This is a genomic window from Methylobacillus sp. MM3, from assembly GCF_001645185.1.
Classification (GTDB): domain Bacteria; phylum Pseudomonadota; class Gammaproteobacteria; order Burkholderiales; family Methylophilaceae; genus MM2.
Genome location: NZ_LXTQ01000002.1, coordinates 23189 through 42921 on the forward strand (window position 1 = coordinate 23189; position 19733 = coordinate 42921).

At 54.1% G+C, this 19733-nt stretch carries 22 protein-coding genes; 14 read left to right on the forward strand and 8 right to left on the reverse strand.

Going from position 1 to position 19733, the window contains the following annotated elements; all coding sequences use genetic code 11:
• Positions 1-8: 8 nt before the first annotated feature.
• A complete protein-coding gene (locus A7976_RS04025) occupies positions 9-728 on the forward strand; it encodes a DsbC family protein (protein WP_067107511.1) in 720 nt (239 codons plus the stop codon).
• Between the two features lie 43 nt (positions 729-771).
• On the opposite strand, the gene A7976_RS04030 is transcribed toward A7976_RS04025, so the two are convergent.
• Positions 772-1983: a type II secretion system F family protein gene (locus A7976_RS04030; protein ID WP_067107512.1), complete on the reverse strand. Its 1212-nt coding sequence runs from the start codon at positions 1981-1983 to the stop codon at positions 772-774.
• 12 nt (positions 1984-1995) lie between these two features.
• A complete protein-coding gene (gene pilB, locus A7976_RS04035; protein WP_067107515.1) occupies positions 1996-3717 on the reverse strand; it encodes a type IV-A pilus assembly ATPase PilB in 1722 nt (573 codons plus the stop codon).
• Between the two features lie 324 nt (positions 3718-4041).
• Here pilB and A7976_RS04040 point away from each other — a divergent pair, with 324 nt between their 5' ends.
• Positions 4042-4245, forward strand: a complete 204-nt coding sequence (locus tag A7976_RS04040; RefSeq protein ID WP_067107518.1) for a cold-shock protein — start codon at positions 4042-4044, stop codon at positions 4243-4245.
• A gap of 45 nt (positions 4246-4290) precedes the next feature.
• On the opposite strand, the gene icd is transcribed toward A7976_RS04040, so the two are convergent.
• A complete protein-coding gene (gene icd / locus A7976_RS04045) occupies positions 4291-5529 on the reverse strand; it encodes an NADP-dependent isocitrate dehydrogenase (protein ID WP_067107521.1) in 1239 nt (412 codons plus the stop codon).
• Positions 5530-5557: 28 nt separating this feature from the next.
• Here icd and A7976_RS04050 point away from each other — a divergent pair, with 28 nt between their 5' ends.
• The 5 genes from A7976_RS04050 to A7976_RS04070 all read left to right on the forward strand — a co-directional run bounded on the left by A7976_RS04050 (position 5558) and on the right by A7976_RS04070 (position 9919).
• Positions 5558-6115 carry an rRNA large subunit pseudouridine synthase E gene (locus A7976_RS04050; protein WP_067107524.1) on the forward strand — a complete coding sequence of 186 codons (558 nt, stop codon included), beginning with the start codon at positions 5558-5560 and terminating at the stop codon, positions 6113-6115.
• Between the two features lie 16 nt (positions 6116-6131).
• The gene (locus A7976_RS04055; RefSeq protein ID WP_067107527.1) at positions 6132-6839 is read left to right on the forward strand and encodes a type 1 glutamine amidotransferase; all 708 of its coding nucleotides are present in this window, start codon (positions 6132-6134) and stop codon (positions 6837-6839) included.
• A 90-nt stretch (positions 6840-6929) separates the two neighbouring features.
• Positions 6930-8027, forward strand: a complete 1098-nt coding sequence (gene aroC / locus A7976_RS04060; protein ID WP_067107531.1) for a chorismate synthase — start codon at positions 6930-6932, stop codon at positions 8025-8027.
• Between the two features lie 59 nt (positions 8028-8086).
• A complete protein-coding gene (locus tag A7976_RS04065; RefSeq protein WP_067107533.1) occupies positions 8087-9247 on the forward strand; it encodes an MFS transporter in 1161 nt (386 codons plus the stop codon).
• Positions 9248-9277: 30 nt separating this feature from the next.
• The gene (locus A7976_RS04070; RefSeq protein ID WP_067107536.1) at positions 9278-9919 is read left to right on the forward strand and encodes a TIGR02281 family clan AA aspartic protease; all 642 of its coding nucleotides are present in this window, start codon (positions 9278-9280) and stop codon (positions 9917-9919) included.
• Positions 9920-10012: 93 nt separating this feature from the next.
• On the opposite strand, the gene folE2 is transcribed toward A7976_RS04070, so the two are convergent.
• Genes folE2 through A7976_RS04090 form a run of 4 tightly spaced genes read right to left on the reverse strand, consistent with a single transcriptional unit; the run spans position 10013 to position 13812 of the window.
• Positions 10013-10816, reverse strand: coding sequence for a GTP cyclohydrolase FolE2 (gene folE2 / locus A7976_RS04075; protein WP_067107539.1), 804 nt, complete (start codon positions 10814-10816; stop codon positions 10013-10015).
• A 37-nt stretch (positions 10817-10853) separates the two neighbouring features.
• On the reverse strand, positions 10854-12698 hold the full coding sequence (gene dxs, locus A7976_RS04080; protein WP_067107543.1) for a 1-deoxy-D-xylulose-5-phosphate synthase: 1845 nt from the start codon (positions 12696-12698) through the stop codon (positions 10854-10856).
• On the reverse strand, positions 12699-13589 hold the full coding sequence (locus A7976_RS04085) for a polyprenyl synthetase family protein (RefSeq protein WP_067107546.1): 891 nt from the start codon (positions 13587-13589) through the stop codon (positions 12699-12701).
• On the reverse strand, positions 13582-13812 hold the full coding sequence (locus tag A7976_RS04090; protein ID WP_067107549.1) for an exodeoxyribonuclease VII small subunit: 231 nt from the start codon (positions 13810-13812) through the stop codon (positions 13582-13584). Before A7976_RS04090 ends, A7976_RS04085 begins: the two co-directional genes overlap by 8 nt.
• 129 nt (positions 13813-13941) lie before the next feature.
• Between A7976_RS04090 and A7976_RS04095 the strand changes: the two genes are divergently transcribed.
• On the forward strand, positions 13942-15636 hold the full coding sequence (locus tag A7976_RS04095) for a hypothetical protein (protein ID WP_067107552.1): 1695 nt from the start codon (positions 13942-13944) through the stop codon (positions 15634-15636).
• Here the strand turns inward: A7976_RS04095 and A7976_RS04100 are convergent.
• Positions 15633-16298 (reverse strand): alpha/beta hydrolase, encoded by a 666-nt coding sequence (locus A7976_RS04100; protein ID WP_067107555.1) that lies wholly within the window; start codon positions 16296-16298, stop codon positions 15633-15635. The genes A7976_RS04095 and A7976_RS04100 overlap by 4 nt on opposite strands.
• Between A7976_RS04100 and A7976_RS15135 the strand changes: the two genes are divergently transcribed.
• The 6 genes from A7976_RS15135 to A7976_RS04115 all read left to right on the forward strand — a co-directional run bounded on the left by A7976_RS15135 (position 16297) and on the right by A7976_RS04115 (position 19664).
• Complete coding sequence (locus A7976_RS15135; RefSeq protein WP_165601715.1) at positions 16297-16572, forward strand: hypothetical protein; 276 nt, start codon at positions 16297-16299, stop codon at positions 16570-16572. The genes A7976_RS04100 and A7976_RS15135 overlap by 2 nt on opposite strands.
• Before the next feature lie 4 nt (positions 16573-16576).
• Positions 16577-17341: an MBL fold metallo-hydrolase gene (locus A7976_RS04105; protein WP_205633451.1), complete on the forward strand. Its 765-nt coding sequence runs from the start codon at positions 16577-16579 to the stop codon at positions 17339-17341.
• 18 nt (positions 17342-17359) lie between these two features.
• Positions 17360-17629 (forward strand): hypothetical protein, encoded by a 270-nt coding sequence (locus tag A7976_RS15340; RefSeq protein ID WP_240483796.1) that lies wholly within the window; start codon positions 17360-17362, stop codon positions 17627-17629.
• Positions 17630-17643: 14 nt separating this feature from the next.
• Complete coding sequence (locus tag A7976_RS15345) at positions 17644-18255, forward strand: cyclic nucleotide-binding domain-containing protein (protein ID WP_240483797.1); 612 nt, start codon at positions 17644-17646, stop codon at positions 18253-18255.
• The gene (locus A7976_RS15475) at positions 18252-18422 is read left to right on the forward strand and encodes a rhodanese-like domain-containing protein (RefSeq protein WP_371440603.1); all 171 of its coding nucleotides are present in this window, start codon (positions 18252-18254) and stop codon (positions 18420-18422) included. The genes A7976_RS15345 and A7976_RS15475 overlap by 4 nt, the downstream gene beginning before the upstream one ends.
• A gap of 303 nt (positions 18423-18725) precedes the next feature.
• Positions 18726-19664, forward strand: coding sequence for a UDP-glucuronic acid decarboxylase family protein (locus tag A7976_RS04115; protein ID WP_067107586.1), 939 nt, complete (start codon positions 18726-18728; stop codon positions 19662-19664).
• Positions 19665-19733 lie beyond the last annotated feature (69 nt).

Below are 19733 nucleotides of genomic sequence, written 5' to 3' on the forward strand. Positions count from 1 at the left end.
AAACAAAAATGTTGAAACGAACGATGGTCGCGCTTCTGGCAGGAGTGATGGCTGCAACTGCATGGGCGGACGAAGCATCGCTCAAGAAAACCATCGAATCGACGTATCCGAAGGTCAAGATCCAGAGCATCACCAAGACGCCCTTTTCCGGCTTGTACGAGGTGTTTCTGGATGGGCAGATTATCTATACCGACGAGAGCTTTAACTTCCTGATCGTCGAAGGGCGTCTCGTCGACCCGAAGAGCAAGCGAGACCTGACTGCAGAGCGAATCGACGAATTGACACGCATTGATTTTTCTTCCTTGCCGCTGGAGAAAGCAATCAAGGTGGTAAAGGGAAACGGCAGCCGCAAGTTGGTCGTATTTTCAGATCCCGATTGCCCTTATTGCAAGAAGCTGGAGCAGAAGGATTTGGTCGCGCTCTCTGATGTGACTATCTACACCTTTCTTTATCCGCTGGAATCGCTGCATCCCGATGCGGCTAATAAATCCCGTGCGATCTGGTGTGCGCCTGATAAAAGCAAGGCTTGGCAGGACTGGATACTGAACGGACAGCTACCAAAGAATTCAACTGCATGCGATTCACCGATCGACGATGTTGCTCAACTCGGTACGAAGCTCGGGATTACCAGCACCCCCACATTGATATTTTCCAATGGCAAGCGCTTATTGGGCGCATATCCTGCCAAGGAAATCGAAAAGATGATGGGAGCGGTTCCCCGCAAATAGAAAAGTTAAGCCGGGCATATGTACATGCCCGGCTTAACCTTGCCTAGACTGCCTGACCCATTTTGAAAATTGGCAGATACATGGCTATAACCAAGCCGCCGATCAAGGTGCCCAGCACGACCATGATGATCGGTTCCATCAAGCTGGAAATCCCGGCGACGGCGTCGTCCACTTCGCCTTCGTAGAAATCCGCAACCTTTGATAGCATGGAGTCCAGCGCGCCGGATTCCTCACCGATGGAGACCATCTGCAAGACCATATTCGGGAACACTTCAGTATTCTGCATGGAGACAGTCAGACTGGTCCCAGTCGTCACATCGCTCTGGATTTGCTTGGTGGCATCGTAATAAACCCGGTTCCCGGAAGCGCCTGCGACGGAATCCAGTGCTTCGACCAGCGGCACACCAGCAGCGAACATGGTAGATAGCGTACGCGCAAAGCGTGCGATGGTGGCCTTGCGGATCAGTTCACCGAACACTGGTATCTTGAGCAGCAATCTGTCCATGGTCGATTGCATCTTCTCTGAACGCTTCCAGGTATAGAAAAAGAACCAGAAGCCGCCCCCTATCGCCCCGAAGATGGCCCACCAATACTGCACGAAGAAGTCTGACATGGCGATAACGACCATCGTTGGTGCGGGCAGATCGGCGCCGAAGTTGGAGAACAAATCCTTGAATGCCGGGATCACGAAAATCATGATCACTGCGGTAATGATGAAGGCTACGACGAGAATCGAGATAGGATAAAAAAGGGCGGATTTGATCTTGCTTTTGATCGCAAGAATTTTTTCCTTGTAAGTGGCAAGCCGATCCAGCAAGGTGTCGAGAATACCGGCCTGCTCGCCGGCCTGGACCAGATTGCAGAACAGGTTGTCGAAATAAAGCGGATATTTGCGGAATGCCTGACTCAAGCTGCTACCGGTTTCGACGTCGCCTTTGATGTCCGCCAGCAGTTTGGAGACGGATGCGTTGCTGTGTCCTTTGCCGACGATATCGAAGGATTGCAGCAACGGCACGCCGGATTTCATCATTGTTGCCAATTGGCGGGTAAACAATGTGATGTCTTTTTCCGATATTCTCTTGCTGCTACTGAATGCGCTTTGCTTCTTGATCTTGATGACAGTGATACCCTGGCGTCGCAAAGTCGCTGTAACGAATGCGAGGCCCGACCCTTTCATTTCCCCTTTGAGTCGTTTGCCCCGTTTATCCATTCCTTCCCATGAGAAGGTGGTTTCCTTGGCGGAATTAGCTGCCATTTGTTGTTTCCCTTATTCGTTGGTGCAGGCTTCGATTTCTTCCAGCGAAGTCAATCCCTGCTTGACTTTGAGCAACCCTGACTGGCGCAGATCCTTCACCCCTTCGCGCCTGGCCTGGTCGGAAATATCATGTGCAGTACCGTTTCTCATGATGATGCGGCTCATTTCATCGGTAATCGGCATGACCTGGTAAATGCCGACCCGGCCCTTGTAGCCACTGCCGTTGCAAGCGTCGCATCCCCCCTCTTTGGGACCGTAAAGTTGCCAGCTTCCATCCAGATCCTCTTCTTTGAAACCTGCCCGCAGAAGGGCTTCCTTCGGAATGTCGACAGGATGCTTGCATATCTTGCACAAGCGGCGAGCCAGCCGCTGTGCAGTGATCAGAATGACGGAAGAAGCGATATTGAACGGCGCGACGCCCATATTCATCAGACGGGAAAGCGTCCCCGGAGCATCGTTGGTATGCAGGGTCGATAGCACCATGTGACCTGTTTGCGCCGCCTTGATCGCAATGTCGGCGGTTTCGAGATCGCGGATTTCACCGACCATGATCACGTCCGGATCCTGGCGGAGAAAGGCCTTCAGTGCTGCGGCGAAGGTCAACCCCGCTTTTTCGTTGACATTAACCTGATTGACGCCCGGCAAGTTGATTTCGGCTGGGTCTTCCGCTGTCGAAATGTTGACGCCGGGCTGATTCAGTATATTCAGGCAGGTATAGAGCGAAACGGTTTTCCCGGAGCCGGTCGGGCCGGTCACCAGCACCATGCCGTAAGGTCTTTGGACGGCGCTTAGCAGCGCTTCACGTTGTTCCGGCTCATACCCCAGCGCGTCGATGCCCAGCGTGGCGCTGGAAGGATCCAGAATCCGCATGACGATCTTTTCGCCTTGCAGGGTAGGCAGCGTGCTCACCCGGAAATCGATGGCGCGATTCTTGGAAAGAACCAGTTTCATCCGCCCGTCTTGCGGGACGCGCTTTTCGGAAATATCCATGCTCGAAATGACTTTGATGCGAGATGCGATTTTGTCCTTGATTGCCAATGGCGGCCGGGCGATTTCGCGAAGCTCGCCGTCGATGCGATAACGGATGCGATAGTACTTTTCGTAGGGTTCGAAATGCAGGTCGGATGCGCCCATGTTGATGGCGTCGAGCAATGTTTTCTGAATATATTTGACGACGGGGGCGTCGTCGATTTCGGTTGTCTGTTCGGGCTCTGCCGCTTTGTCTTCTTTTTCGAAATCGAGATCGAGATCATCGCCCGTGCCCAGGGATTTCAGCGTGGTATCGCTGTCATCGATGACCTTGTTGATCCATTTCCCCAGTTTGTCATCCTCCACCACCACCGGAGAAAGTGCCATGCCTACCTGGAACTGCACATCGTCCAGCGCATGAAGATTGGTTGGATCGGAAAGTGCGATGAACAATGTGTTGCCGCGACTTTGCAAAGCCATGACGCGATAGTTCTGCATCAGTTTGGCATCGATTGCCTTTTGCGGCAGGTATTCCGGGTTAACGCTGTTCAGGTCCAGCAACGGAAATCCGAAAGCCGTCGCGGCAGACTGGGCGATTTCGATTGCGGAGAGTTTTCTGCTCTGAACGAGCTGGGTGACAAAAGGAATGCTTTGGGTATTGGCCTGAGCCTGGATGGACTCTGCCTCGTTTTCGGACAGTAGTTTCTCTTGCACCAGCATGCGGGCAAGTCCACCTAATTTTGTTGGGGTAGCGGCAGCAACCATTTCAATAATTTTTCATGAAGGATTAAGCGAGTACCCAAGGTGAATAGCTCAAACCAAAGCCTGTTGAATGATGCACGGTGACGTTCGGTTTGTAAAGGTTGGTGCTCTGCCGAGTATTTTGATAAAGATTTTACGACTGTATGATCATTCTGATAAATAACTGCTAAATACCCTTAGAAAAATCTTGACTTATTGGAATAACACACGTAAAAACGCACACAGGCGTTTGGATTCCAAGTTATTTGTAGCCGGAAAACCCGACTTAAGGTCTTGAAATACAAACTTTTGGGGGCGCCTCCTCTGGTTTACGCAAGGAAGTAAGAAATGGCAACTGGTACCGTGAAGTGGTTCAATGACTCTAAGGGTTTTGGCTTCATCACTCCTGACGAAGGTGGCGATGACTTGTTCGCGCACTTCTCCGCGATTGTCGCCTCCGGCTACAAGAGCCTTAAGGAGGGCGACAAGGTTACGTTCGACGTGACCGAGGGCCCCAAAGGCAAGCAAGCATCGAATATTCAGAAGGCCTGACGTCTTCTGGAAAGCGACCCGAAAATCGGGTCGCTTTTTTTTGTTTTACATTTGGCGAACGATCTCTTCGCCAAATTGTGAACAGGTAACCTGCGTAGCGCCGTCCATTTGCGACGCAAAGTCGTGGGTTACCCGCTTTTCCGAGATCGCCTTGCCGACTGCCTGCAATACCAGGTCGGCCGCTTCTGTCCATCCCATGTGCCGCAGCATCATTTCCGCCGAAAGAATCAGTGAGGACGGGTTGGCAATATCCTTGCCTGCGATCTTGGGTGCCGTGCCGTGGGTCGCTTCGAACATGGCGATCGTGTCTGAGAGGTTGGCACCCGGTGCGATGCCGATGCCGCCGACTTGCGCGGCCAATGCATCGGAAACATAGTCACCATTGAGGTTCAGTGTCGCCACCACGTCGTGGTCTTCCGGATGCAGCAGGATTTCCTGCAGGAAAGCATCGGCGATGCAATCCTTGATTACAAGTCCGTTTTCAAGCTTGCACCACGGTCCACCGTCGATCTCTACCGCGCCGAATTCCTGCTTCGCCAGCTCATATCCCCAATTCTTGAAGCCACCTTCGGTGAACTTCATGATGTTGCCCTTGTGTACGATGGTCAACGATTTGCGGCCATTGTCGATGGCGTACTGGATGGCCTTGCGGATCAGGCGCTTGCTGCCATCGACGGAGACCGGCTTGATGCCGATGGACGAGGATTCCGGGAAACGGATTTTCTTGCGTACGCCCATATCGCTCAGGAAGGCGATTACCTTCTTCACTTCATCCGTGCCGGCGGCCCATTCAATGCCGGCATAAATGTCTTCCGTGTTCTCGCGAAAAATCACCATATCGGTTTTTTCGGGATGTTTGACCGGGCTGGGAACGCCCTGGAAATACTGTACCGGGCGCAGGCATACGTAGAGGTCGAGTTCCTGGCGCAGCGTGACGTTCAGCGAGCGGATGCCGCCGCCGACCGGCGTCGTCAGGGGGCCCTTGATCGAAATGACGTATTCGCGGACGGCCTGCATGGTTTCGTCGGGCAGCCAGGCGTTTTCGCCATAGACCTTCAGCGATTTCTCTCCGGCGTAAACCTCCATCCAGGCAATCGAACGTTTGCCGCCGTAGGCCTTGGCGACCGCAGCATCCACGACGCGCTTCATCGGCGGCGTGATATCGACGCCGATGCCATCGCCTTCGATAAATGGGATAATCGGACGGTCGGGCACGTTGAGGCTGTTGTCGGCATTGACGGCAATTTTTTGCCCGTCAACGGGTACGCTGATTTTCTGCGACATCAATAAACTCCTGGATTCAATATTTGGAATGCTGATCCTGTTCAACAAACCCTATGGGGTTATCTGCCAGTTTAGCGAGCATGAAAAACACCCGACCCTGAAGGATTACATTCCTATTCCGGGAGTGTATGCAGCGGGGCGGCTCGATACGGACAGCGAGGGATTGCTTATTTTAACCGATGATGGCGTACTGCAACACCGCATTGCGCATCCCCGGCATAAGGAAGACAAGACCTATTGGGTGCAAGTGGAGGGTGTCCCCGACGACAATCAGTTGCAGCCATTGAGGCGTGGCATCGATCTCGGGGACTTTGTCGCCAAGCCTGCAAAGGTCAAAATGATCGCCGAGCCGCCGAATTTGTGGCCCCGCAACCCGCCCATACGGGAACGTAAAGCGATCCCGACTTCATGGATGGAACTGACGATCAGTGAAGGCAAGAATCGCCAAGTACGGCGGATGACGGCAAAAATCGGGTTACCAACCTTGCGCTTGATACGTGCCAGCATAGGAAAGTACAATCTGGAGAATTTGTCGCCCGGCGAGTGGCGCAAGATTGAATCCCCGGTCGAGCCTCATAAATTTTAATCATTTGGATAACAACATGAAGCCCATTGCCATTTTTCGTCATGCAGCCACCGAAGGCCCCGGTTTTTTTGCCGACTTCCTGAATGCACGGAACATTCCCTGGCAACTCATACGCATCGATGAGGGCGATACCTTGCCCCAGTCGGCGGAAAGTTATGGCGGATTGGTATTCATGGGTGGGCCGATGAGCGTCAATGACGATCTGCCGTGGATTCCACAGGTGCTTGCGCTGATCAGGGAAGCCATGTCCAAGGAGATCCCGGTGCTGGGGCATTGCCTCGGCGGGCAACTCATGGCCAAGGCCATGGGCGGAACCGTATCGCGCAATCCCGTCAAGGAAATCGGCTGGGGTGAGCTGACGGTTGGAAGGAACGACGAGGCCCGGCACTGGTTCGGCCCGCTGGAACGCTTTATGGGCTTTCATTGGCATGGCGAGACTTTTTCCATTCCCGATGGCGCCGCGGCCATATTGTCCAGCAGCTATTGCGATAACCAGGCTTTTACGGTCGGCAAGCACCTTGCATTTCAATGCCATATCGAAATGACGGCCGACATGGTCAATATCTGGTGCGACGTGGGCGCGGATGAAGTGGCGGCCTCGGCGAGCAGCCCAGGAGTCCAGCCGGTTTCGGAAATCACGGATAAGCTGGATACGCGTATTCCTGCGCTAAACCAGATGGCGTCATCGGTTTACGAAGTATGGCTGAGGGGCGTAGCCGCCTAGGTTAGCCGGTGCTTTCGCCCCGCGAGCGGAAAGGCTTGCCGCGAATGCATGTGGTAAACTTTCAGCAAATTTTCCAGTGAATGTTTTGTTATGTCCGGTAATACCTTAGGCAAACTTTTCTGTGTGTCTTCCTTCGGCGAAAGTCATGGCCCGGCCATCGGGTGCGTGGTGGATGGCTGCCCGCCTGGGCTTGCACTGACCGAGTCGGATATTCAGGTCGAGCTCGACAGGCGCAAGCCGGGTACTTCGCGTTTCGTGACGCAGCGGCAAGAGCCCGATACCGTTGAAATTCTTTCCGGTGTGTTCGAAGGCAAGACCACCGGTACGCCTATCGCATTGCTTATTCGCAACCGCGACCAGCGTAGTCAGGATTATGGCAAAATCGCCGAAACCTTCCGTCCCGGCCATGCCGATTACACTTATTGGCAAAAATACGGCATTCGCGATTATCGCGGAGGCGGACGTTCTTCCGCGCGCGAAACGGCAGTGCGCGTGGCGGCCGCGGCCATTGCCAAGAAATGGTTGAAGGAGCGTTACGGCGTCGTAGTGCGCGGGTACATGAGCCAGATCGGCAACATTGAAATCCCTTTCCGCGCGTGGGATGACGTCGGTAACAACGCCTTTTTCGCGGCCGATAGCAGCATGGAACCGCAACTCGAAGCCTATATGGAAGAAATCCGCGCTGCGCGCGACTCCATCGGCGCCAAGATTACCGTGGTGGCGGAAAACGTTCCGGTCGGCTGGGGCGAGCCGGTCTATGATCGGCTGGATGCCGAGATTGCGTATGCGATGATGGGCATCAACGCGGCCAAGGGGGTCGAGATCGGAGCCGGTTTCGCCAGCGTGGCGCAGAAGGGCTCCGAGCACTGCGACGAACTGACGCCGCAAGGCTTTGCCTCCAATCATGCCGGCGGCATACTGGGTGGTATCTCCACCGGGCAGGATATCGTCGCGCATGTCGCTTTCAAGCCGACTTCCAGCATTCCGCAGGAACGCCGCTCCATCGACAAGGACGGCAATGCCGTGATGATGCAGACCACAGGCCGCCACGATCCTTGTGTCGGCATACGCGCGACGCCCATCGTCGAGGCGATGATGGCGCTGGTGCTGATGGATCATGCGTTGCGGCATCGTGCGCAATGCGCTGACGTGAGCACCACTACTCCTAAAATTCCTGGCAGTCTGTAATTCCTTAGCGCAGCCGGCCTAGCCGGCTTTTTTATTTTCTGCTTGCGTACAATAGAGCGATGTTCAGCCTTCCCTACTGGCGCCTGTCCGGTTTTTATTTTTTCTATTTCGCGTTTGTCGGCGCATTCACGCCATTCTGGAGCCTCTATCTCCAATCGCTCGAATTCAATGCATTTCAGATAGGCGTTCTGATGTCCTTGCTTCAAGTGTCGCGGATTTTTGCGCCCAACCTTTGGGGATGGCTAGCCGACCATACCGGCCGCCGCGTGGCAGTTGTGCAGTTGGCGGCATTTCTCAGCCTGATTTTCTATCTGGGGGTTTTTGCCGGCGACAGCTTTATCTGGATGTTTGTCGTCATGGCGCTGATGAGTCTGTTCTGGAGTGCCTCCCTGCCGCTGGTGGAAGCGATTACGCTCGGGCATCTTGGCGCTGGCGGCGAAGGGTATGGACGCATACGCTTATGGGGGTCGGTCGGCTTTATCATCGCCGTCATCATTCTCGGTTATGTGCTGGACTACGCGCCGGTTCGCGCCCTGCTGTGGATTGTCCTCGGGCTCAAGGCCGGTATTTTCCTTCTCTCGCGCAAGATCCCCGAGCCGAAAATCGTCCCGCACCATACCGATGACCAGCCGGTCTGGAACATATTGCGCCGTCCGGATGTGGCGGCTTTCCTGGTCGCATGTTTCCTGATGGCTGCAGCCCATGGGGTGTATTACACCTTTTACTCGATTTATCTGGTGGAGCATGGCTACAGCAAGAGCGTTGTAGGGTGGTTGTGGGCACTGGGCGTAATCTGCGAGGTGCTGGTTTTTCTGTGGATGCCGCGCATGGCAGCGCGTTTTGGTCTGTGGCGTATCCTCATCGCCAGTTTTGCGTTGGCCGCATTGCGATTTTTCTTGATTGGCTGGGGCGTTGAATACATCCTGATCATCGTGTTCGCCCAGACATTGCATGCAGCCAGTTTCGGCTCTTTCCACGCGGCGGCTGTCGCGCTGGTGCATCAATTCTTCCGCGGCAAGCACCAGGCCAAAGGGCAGGGGCTGTATACCAGCATTTCTTTCGGGCTGGGCGGTACCCTGGGCGGGCTGATGAGCGGTTACACCTGGGATGCGCTCGGCGCGGACTGGTCGTTCAGTATCTCCGCACTGTTCGCCCTGGCGGGTTATTTTGTGCTGTTATGGCGAGTCAGGCATGCGCCATCGACGGCGGATGCGGTGTAAACTGCCTTCGTCCATTGATGGAGAAGTTCCGTGCGCGTGTTGCTCATTTTCCTGTATTTGATGTTCGTTTCATCCCAGGCTGCGGCCGAGACGCAAGTCAACGTTGTCGGGTTGTTCAATGGCAAGGCGATCCTGTCCATTAACGGCGGCAAGCCCAAGACCTATTCTGTCGGCCAGGTGACGCCAGATGGCATCAAGGTGATATCGGCGGATAGCAGCAAGGTCATCCTTGAAGTGGATGGCAAGCGCAGGGAATTAGGCATGGGGCAGGGTATCGCCATTGCCGGCGGAGGATCCTCCGCACAAACGGCGACGCTTTATGCCAATAATGCCGGGCACTTTCTCGGGGAAGGCTATATCAATGGCTCCTCGATGAAATTCCTGGTCGATACCGGGGCATCAAGTATTGCGTTGAGCGGCAAGGAGGCGCGCAGGCTGGGCTTGAGTTATCTTAATGGCGACATCGGCGCTGCCAGTACCGCTGCTGGTGTGGTCAAAGCCTATCGCATCAGCCTGAATACCGTGAAGATAGGCGGCATCGTCATGCATCAAGTGGAAGCAATGGTGCTTGAGGGCGACTCGCCGCCTGTCGTGCTGCTGGGGATGAGTGTGCTGAATCGCGTTCAAATGGAGCGCGACGGCATGGTGATGACGCTGACCAAAAAATACTAAGAGCCTGTTCAGCAGGCTTTTCCCGTGTTGGGCAAGACCTGCGGAGATAGGCTCCTGAGCAATAAAAAAGCGCGGATTCCGCGCTTTTTGTTTTTAGTTCTGTCTCTTGTTGCGCTCGATCAGCGCATAAGCCGAGTGGTTATGGATGGATTCGAAGTTTTCCGATTCCACCACATAGGCATCAATGCGCGGCTCGGCGTTCAGTTGAGCGGCAACGTCGCGTACCATGTCCTCGACGAATTTCGGATTGTCGTAGGCGCGTTCGGTGACGAACTTCTCGTCGGGCCGCTTGAGCAGTCCATAAAGCTGGCAGGATGCCTGCTCTTCGACCAGGCCGATGAGATCTTCCACCCAGATGAAGTCATTGATCAGTGCCGTGACGGTGACATGCGAGCGCTGATTGTGCGCGCCGTAGTCGGAAATCTTTTTGGAGCACGGGCACAGGCTGGTGACAGGCACCAATACCTTCACCGTGATATCGTACTTGCCGTCCTTGATCTCGCCGATGAAGGTCACTTCGTAGTCCAGCAGGCTCTGAACGCCGGAAACCGGAGCCGCCTTGTTCACGAAGTAGGGGAAGGTCATCTCGATGTGGCCGGACTCGGCTTCGAGGCGCTTCACCATTTCGCGCAGGATGGTCTCGAAGTTTTCAATCGAGATCTCGCGCTCGTTCATGTTCAGAATCTCGACGAAGCGAGACATGTGTGTGCCCTTGAAGTTATGCGGCAGGTGCACGTACATGTTGAATACCGCGACGGTATGCTGCACGCCGCCGGTCTTGTCCTGGACCTTGACCGGGTGACGTATGGACTTGATGCCGACCTTGTCGATAGCGAGGTGGCGTACGTCAGGCGTGTTCTGCACATCCTCGATAGGGAGTGTGGCGGGGTGGTTCATGGTGGTTCCCATTTAAGTCGCTTAATACTTGAGTATACTACTCGGTTAATGTTTTCTCAATCGCCGAGGCGATTCCAGCCGCATCCAATCCGCAGGCAGCCAGCATTTTTTCCGGCGTACCGTGCTCGATAAATTCGTCCGGCAAACCCAGTACCAGTGTTTTGACGGCTGATCCGACGGCTTGCAGCGCTTCCATTACGGCGGCGCCAGCGCCGCCCATCACGGCATTTTCCTCGACCGTAACGATCAGGTCGTGACTTGCCGCCAATTCATAGACCAGTGCGTTGTCCAGAGGTTTCACGAAACGCATGTTGGCCACGGTGGCATCGAGTTTTTCAGCCGCAGCCAGTGCGGGCTGAAGCATGCTGCCAAAAGCGAGAATAGCGACTTTTTTCCCCTTGCGGCGAATTTCGCCCTTGCCCAGAGGCAGGGCCTGCATGGTCTTTTCGATAGTGACTCCAGAGCCGCAACCGCGCGGATAGCGAACAGCCGAAGGCATGTCCAGCATGAACCCGGTGTATAACATTTGGCGGCATTCGTTTTCATCGCTGGGGCACATCACGACCATGTTCGGGATGCAGCGCAAGTAAGAGATATCGAAGCTGCCGGCATGTGTCGGGCCATCTGCACCAACCAGCCCCGCGCGGTCGATGGCCAGCAATACCGGAAGGTTCTGCAAGGCGATGTCGTGGATCAACTGATCGTACGCGCGTTGCAAGAAAGTGGAATAGATCGCCACCACCGGTTTGCTGCCGTCGCAGGCCAGGCCTGCAGCGAAAGTAAGTGCATGCTGCTCGGCGATGCCGACGTCGAAATAGCGGTCGGGAAATTGCTCCTGGAATGCATTCAGGCCCGAGCCGTCGCACATGGCGGGCGTGATGCCGACCAGGCGCTTATCCTTGGTTGCCATGTCCACCAGCCATTCGCCGAAGACCTGGGTATAGGTTTTCTTGCCGCCGCTGGTGATGGCTTTGCCGTTGGCGGGATCGAATTTCCCCACGCCGTGAAACTTGCCTGGATTATCTTCCGCAGGCTTGAAGCCATAACCTTTTTGCGTGACAACGTGCAGAAACTGCGGGCCCTTGAGTTTTCGGATGTTGGACAGAGTGGCGACCAGCGCGTCCAAATCGTGACCGTCAATCGGGCCGATGTAATTGAAGCCGAATTCTTCGAACAGCGTGCTTGGCGTGACCATGCCCTTGACGTGTTCTTCCGCGCGCTTGGCCAGTTCCAGGATATGCGGCGCCACGCCCAATACCTTTTCAGTACCGCGGCGCATTCTGTCGTACAGCTTGCCGGAAAGAAGGCGGGCCAGGTAATTATTGAGTGCGCCGACATTGGGCGAAATCGACATGTCATTGTCGTTGAGGATCACCAACAGGTTGGCGTCCATCGCACCGGCATTGTTGAGCGCTTCGAAAGCCATGCCGGCAGTCATCGCGCCGTCGCCGATGATGGCTACCGCGCGGCGGTCCGAGCCGGCCTGCAGCGCGGCCACTGCCATGCCGAGTGCAGCCGAGATCGATGTGCTGGAATGCCCGGCGCCGAAAGCGTCGTATTCGCTTTCCGCGCGGCGCGGAAACCCTGCGATGCCACCTTCCTTGCGCAGGCCGGACATTGCTTCCCGGCGGCCGGTAAGGATCTTGTGGGGATAGGTCTGATGACCGACGTCCCAGACCAGCCGGTCGTCGGGAGTGTTGAACACGTAATGGAGCGCGATTGTCAGCTCCACAACGCCAAGGTTGGACGATAAATGTCCGCCGGTTTGCGAAACACTGTGAATCAGGAACTCGCGGAGCTCGTCAGCGAGTTGAGGCAGTTGCTTGCGGTCCAGTTGGCGAAGCTGCGCTGGAAAATCGATGGTTTCGAGCAATGGTTTCATTTAAAAGGAACGCTCTGTAATGAAATCGGCAAGTTGTGCCAGCCGCTGTCCATCGGCGCCGAAAGGGGCGATGCTGTCGAGCGCTTCGGTATGCAATTCGCGCGCGAATTCCTTGGCGCGGGCGAGGCCGAGAATGGTGACGTAGGTGGGTTTATTGTTCTCGGCGTCCTTGCCGGCAGTCTTGCCGAGCGTAGCGGTATCGGCCTGATTATCCAGGATGTCGTCGACGACCTGAAAGGCCAGGCCGATGCATTTGGCATAGCGGTCGAGCGCTTGCAATCGGGAGTCTTCAGGCGCTTCCGCACAATAAGCTCCCAGCAATGCGGCGGCCCGGATCAGCGCGCCGGTCTTGTGGATGTGCATGAATTCCAGTTCTTGCTGGGTCAGGCTGATGCCGACGCTTGCGAGATCGATGGCTTGCCCGCCGGCCATGCCGCGCGATCCGCTGGCTATCGCCAGCAGATGGATCATTTTCATCTGTTGCTGTGCATCCTTGCATAATTCGGGGCGCGCCAGGGTTTGAAAAGCCAGACTTTGCAATGCGTCGCCGACCAGCAGTGCGGTGGCATCGTCGAATTGCTTGTGACAAGACGGCTTGCCCCTGCGCAGGTCGTCATCGTCCATGCATGGCATGTCGTCATGTACCAGCGAATAGGCATGGATCATCTCTACAGCAGCCGCGGCGTAATCGACTTTGTCTGCATGAGAGCCGAACAATTCTCCTGCGGCATGCGCCAGCAAAGGGCGCACGCGCTTGCCCCCGCCCAGGATGGAGTAGCGCATTGCGGTATGCAGGCGCTGCGGGGCGACATCTACGGAGGGCAGAAGCGTGCTGAGCACGGATTCCGTACGGGCTTGTATCCGTGCAGCCCAGGAAGGGAAATCACTCATCGTTATTGATATAAGGTTGCAGTGTATTGGCTTCGTTCAACAGTCGTACCTGCTGTTCGACATCGGCCAGGGATTTCTGGCAGAACTGAAGAAGCTCGGCGCCACGCTTGTAAGAGGCGAGCGATTGCTCCAATGGAAGCTGTCCGGATTCCATTTGGGAAACAAGGGCTTCGAGTTCGGCAAGTGCCTGTTCGAAGCTGATCGGTTGGGTGGTTTTACTCATGAAAGGAAGGCCTGTGAAGGGGATGAACCGTAACAAAATAGCTGCGTTCGGTCAATTGCCCGTGTGGTGCAAATATTTTGGAAATCTGTCATAGTCGCTTTAGCAGACAACAAAATTTCGAGGCTCGTAGTGAACGTTGACCTGATCGATAAACTGCATGCACTCGTCAAGCCCAAGGGAGAGACGCTCCTTGATACAGCGTGGCTTGATGATCTCCCCCGTGACAATTATCTCATTGCGCAAGATATTGTGCTAAAGCGACTGAGGGATTTTGTCGATGACAATAACCCGCTCAATGCCCAGTCACTCCAGGCGCTGATCAGGATAGACGAGCGAGCCCGGCTCAACGTGGCCGCTCTTACGAAACAATATATTGCCGCGCCCATGCTGCAATACGAAATCGACGAGCGTCTGTGGCAGTCCGTCTACAATTATTATCATGTCCTGGAGCGGGCCTATCAGGCCTTTCTTGATCGCTACGACGGACGCTTGCCCGATTCCCCTATCGCCAATGATTTTCCCCAATTATTGCTGAATCTGGTCGACTGCCTGCGGTGTGCGGCCAAATGGCGCTATTTGCGCTATCAATCCATGTCTGAAGGCGGTTGGACGAGACTGCACAGACTCTATCAGCTCGGAGAAAGCCTGGGTTGCACCAGGAACGTACTGAAGCGTTATTCGGACAGCTCCGAGACGTCGCTGATGTCCTGCTATCTTCAGGCCTTGATGCTGGATACCCTGAACCATACCAGCATGCTCAAGGTCGAGATAGAAACCCTCGCCGACTGGCTTTCGCGCTGGTGCGAGATGCTGACGCTGGAGAGCAGCTATTCGGAAGAGCGGCATCTGTTTTTCGTCGGACTGGAAGAAGACCGCGGCGGGCGGCGTATCCGGCATTTCGAGCCAAGTCCAAGTTATCGCTACTGGGATACGGACAAGGTAGTGCTGCAGGTGGAACGGCTGACGCAATATGCCCGCCAGAACAAAATGCCTCCGGACTTGATGTTGCCGCTGAGCCTTGGGTTTTCGGATTGTCTGCTGCTGACCGAGCACATGCTGGTGGAGTGGTCGCGTCATGTATATCGCCGTCAACGAAGAACCGATGAGCGCGATGAGGTGGCGAAGGTTGCGGAAGTGGTGAACGGTATCGTGAATGTATGCCAGCACGTGAAGAACGTGCTCTACAGCCGTGGCCGGCCCTTGCAGCCCGATGCTATCAACGCCCGCCCTTTGCCCGAGTCGGAGATCAAACCCGAGGCTCGCCTGGAAGCCGGCGGTATCGTTCTGCCTGGTGCCAATGGCGAAAAGTGGACCATCAATAACGAAAGCAAGTACGGTTTCGGCGCTGTGGTGAGCGGGGAACTTAACCTATGGCTGCGGCCGGGCAGGGTTATTGCGCTCGATTACGAATTGAATCCCGATATGCCGGTCGTCGGCGTGGTGCGTAGCGTTAAACAACTTGCCGGGGATAAGCGGCATGTGGGTATTGAAGTGCTTTGTCATACCCCAGCGTATGTGCGGATGCGCAATCTTTCACAGAGCATACATCCACAGGATTTTCTGCCGACCGATATCTTTCTTGCCGCGTGCTTGGCTACCCAGGGGCAACCGCCATTTCCCGCGCTTTATTTGTCCCGGGATGATGAAAAAGATATTCCATCCACGCTCCTGTTGCCGCGAGTAGAGTTTATCGCCGGTGGCATCTTTGAGTTACGCACCGAGCACCACCACAGCCAGGTGCGGCTCGGCCGGGTGATTGAGCAAAAGGACGATTGGGTACGCGTCGAAATCCAATTGCCGGAAAGCGAAATCCCGCTGGGTTAAGCGTCCGGCAATACGCGTAAAATAAAATCGCGAATGTCGGCGATCTCTTCATTGCATAGAGAGTGCGGCATGGGATAGTTATGCCACTCCACAGCGTATCCGAGTTTTTCCAGCAAGGTTTTCGAGGCGGCAGCCGTGTTTAGCGGAATAATGTCGTCGAAACTGCCATGCGCCATGAAAACAGGCGTGTGCTGGTTCTGCTCACTGCGCTCACTCGGGAATTTCTCATGCAAGGGCAGATACGTCGATAGGGCCATGATCCCCGCCAGTCTTTCCGCATGTCGCAGTCCGGTATGCAGCGCAATGGCACCGCCCTGCGAGAATCCGGCGAGCAGAATACGGCTCGCTGCGACGCCTCGGCGTTTTTCCTCGGTAATCAAGGCCTCGATTTGCGACTGGGAGGCGCGTATACCGGTTTCGTCCTGCCGGTCGGCGATATCGTTGCCGTATATGTCATACCAGGCCGGCATGACATAACCGCCATTGATCGTCACCGGCACGGCCGGGGCGTGCGGAAGGATGAAACGAGTATGGGGCATCGGCTGCAACGCTTCGACCACGGGAGCAAAATCGTAACCGTCCGCGCCAAGACCATGTAGCCAGATGATGCTGGCATTGGGCGACTGGCCGGAGCATATTTCGAGGGATTCCAATGAGGTCATGATATTGGATGCGGGAGAGAAATTGCTATTTTGCCATGTCACCTGCCTGAGATCTCTAAGAGATGATGCCGGGCGCTTTACGGCGAGGCGCTGGCGTTATATCGTGCGTAATATTGGAGCTTCGCCGGAGAGAAGTTCGGTTTACTTAAGCAACATTATCCCGAATGATGTCTTTATGAATTATATTTCAAGCGTATCGCTTACTTCCGCGAGCATCCTTCAAGCGTGGGCAGGAATGGCGCGTTTACCTTCACCAAAAAATGAAAAACAATAATTCAATTCAAGTCCGCATATTGGGCTGTAGCGGAGGAATCGGCGGCAATTTGCGCACCACCTCCATCCTGGTGGATGACGACATCCTGATTGATGCGGGGACCGGCGTCGCTGATCTTTCTATCGAAGCCATGATGGCTATCGACCACATCTTCGTGACGCATTCGCATCTCGACCACATTGCCTGTATCCCCTTGCTGGTAGATACCGTCATCGGCATGCGCGAAAAGCACATTACGGTGCATGCTACCTGCGAAACGTGGAAAATCCTCAAGGATCATATTTTCAACTGGAAAATCTGGCCGGATTTTAGCGTGATTCCGGATGAGGTCGATCCTTTTCTCAGGCACCAGGAAATCCGGCTCGGTGAAACCATCGATCTCAACGGCTGCAAGATAACGCCAGTTCCGGCCAATCACACGGTCCCGGCTGTTGGCTTTCAGCTCGATAGCGGTCGGGCGAGCCTGGTATTTACCGGCGATACGACAAGCTGTGATCCACTTTGGGAGGCACTCAACCGCATCGGTAATCTTAAATACTTGATTATCGAAACCGCATTCGGGAATGGCGAAGCTGCACTTGCCCAGCTCTCGCATCATCTTTATCCGTCGCTATTGTTCGAGGAGCTCAAGAAGCTGGAAAGCTCCCCGGAAATTTTTGTCACGCACCTCAAACCAGGCGAGGAAAGTGAAATCATGCGTCAGGTGAGCAATGGCGCAATGGGGATTAACCTGCAACCGCTTATGCCCCAACAGACCTTCATTTTGTAATCTGCGATAGAGCCCACCATGCAACCTGCACAAACCTCATTGCTTAATACACTGGAACCGATAGCTGCCCTTTCCCCCGGGCGAGTGGATGAGCTCGCCGCCATGTGCGTGGTGGAGACTGTGAGCCAAGGGCTGAATCCCTTTCGCATGAATATCGTCCAGAGCGAGCAACTGCTCTATTTGTTGAAAGGCGATCTTAGCTTATCTATGTGGATGGCCAGAGCGATGTACTGCATGGCGGCAGCGATATTACCCGCCATCCCGTCGTTTCCGATAAGGCGCCGCTGAAGGAAGCCGTTGCCATGACGGACATCCAGATACTATGCATTGATGCCGACCTGCTCGATATTATGCTCACCTGGGACCAACTCGCCGGGTACGAGAAAGGCGCACACAAATCCGATAAGCAGGAGCGTAATGCTGGAGAGTGGATGTATAGCACGGGTGTATTCAATGCCGCGTCTCTCAAAAACGGCATTTTCCGGGCGCTGCCGCCGGCAAATGTGGAGGAATTGTTTCGTCGTATGGAGCGAGTTCCTGTCAAGGCGGGGCAGGTTATTATCCGGCAGGGTGACGAGGGTGATTATTATTACCTGATTGAAAGTGGCGCTGCAGAAGTAAGCCGCTCATCCCAAGTAGGTGCCGCCAAAGCCATTGTTGCCAAGCTCGATGCAGGTAGTGCATTTGGTGAGGAAGCGCTGGTATCGGGCAACAAGCGTAATGCTACCGTGATGATGAAAACAGATGGTGTACTGTTGCGTCTCGGCAAGCAGGATTTTATTGAATTGCTGAAAAAGCCGCTAGTGAATGAAATCGGACTTGATGAAGCCAAGCGAAAAATCGAAAAAGGCGCAGTTTTGCTGGATGTACGCACCCCCAGGAATTCAGCTTCAAGCAATTGCCGAATGCATTGAATATCCCACTATATGACATCCGCGAAGCGATGAAAGCGATGGATAAAAATGTGGAGTACATATCCGTCTGTCAGACGGGGAGAAGGGCTGCGGCAGCTGCGTTTGTCATGACGCAGCATGGGTTTTTGGTGGTTACGCTGAATTACAACCCGATGTTTGAGTTGTGACTTCCAGTGCAAAAGTCGACGGCGTGCTCATCTTTGTACTAATTAATAACATAAATGGGTGATTTTGCTAGAAGTGCGTTTACCGTCGGAATTCAGCCTTGGCCATTAACCGGGTGTGAATGCATCGTTACTTCAAGTTCGTGATTTGATGGAAAGTTTGGATAAAAAGAAGAAATACATTACTTAACTTATTGCAGATGTGGGCGCTGGGCATCGGCTGCAGCTTTTCAGATGGCCAGAACAGATTTAATGTTAAAGTGTGTTGGTCTGATCAATAGTTGGCAATTTAATTGGGTTCTTTATATGTCCTGTGTATTGGTAACCGGGGGAGCGGGGTTTCTTGGCTCGCATTTATGTGACAGACTGATTGAGAAAGGCCATGAGGTTTTATGCGTTGACAATCTGTTTACCGGGAGTAGGCAGAATGTCACGCATTTGATGGGGCATCCGCAATTCGAATTCATGAGGCATGACGTTACCTTTCCGCTGTATGTGGAAGTAGACCAAATATACAATCTTGCCTGCCCGGCCTCCCCTATTCATTACCAATACGATCCCGTTCAAACGACCAAAACCAGTGTCCATGGCGCCATTAACATGCTTGGCCTGGCAAAAAGGGTTAAGGCGCGTATTTTGCAGGCCTCGACCTCGGAAGTTTATGGGGATCCAGAAATTCATCCACAAACGGAATCTTATTGGGGGCGGGTAAACCCGATCGGGCCTAGGTCATGTTATGACGAAGGCAAGCGTTGCGCAGAAACATTATTCTTTGATTACTATCGACAGCATCGATTGGATATCAAGGTCGTTCGAATCTTCAATACCTATGGCCCTAGGATGCATCCAAATGATGGACGAGTGGTAAGCAATTTTGTTGTTCAAGCATTGCAAGGTCGGGATATCACGATCTACGGTGATGGACAGCAAACTCGCAGTTTTTGTTATGTTGATGATCTGATTGACGGACTGTTGTTGATGATGGAGAGTGGATCCGATTTCGTCGGGCCAGTGAATATCGGTAATCCGGAAGAGTTCACGATGTTGGAACTGGCGGAGATTGTTTTAAGATTGACCAATAGCCATTCCAAAATACTCTTTAAGCCATTGCCAATGGATGATCCCAAGCAGCGTCAGCCAGACATTACGTTAGCCAGCAAATCGTTAGGATGGAAGCCGAAAGTTTCGCTGCAAGATGGATTAAAAGAAACGATCCATTATTTTAGGGGTTGCATGAATGCATGACCGAGGCTCTCGGTGTTAACGGGCTATGAGTAGTCTCTCAACGTTGATGTTCTACTGATGTTAAGACCA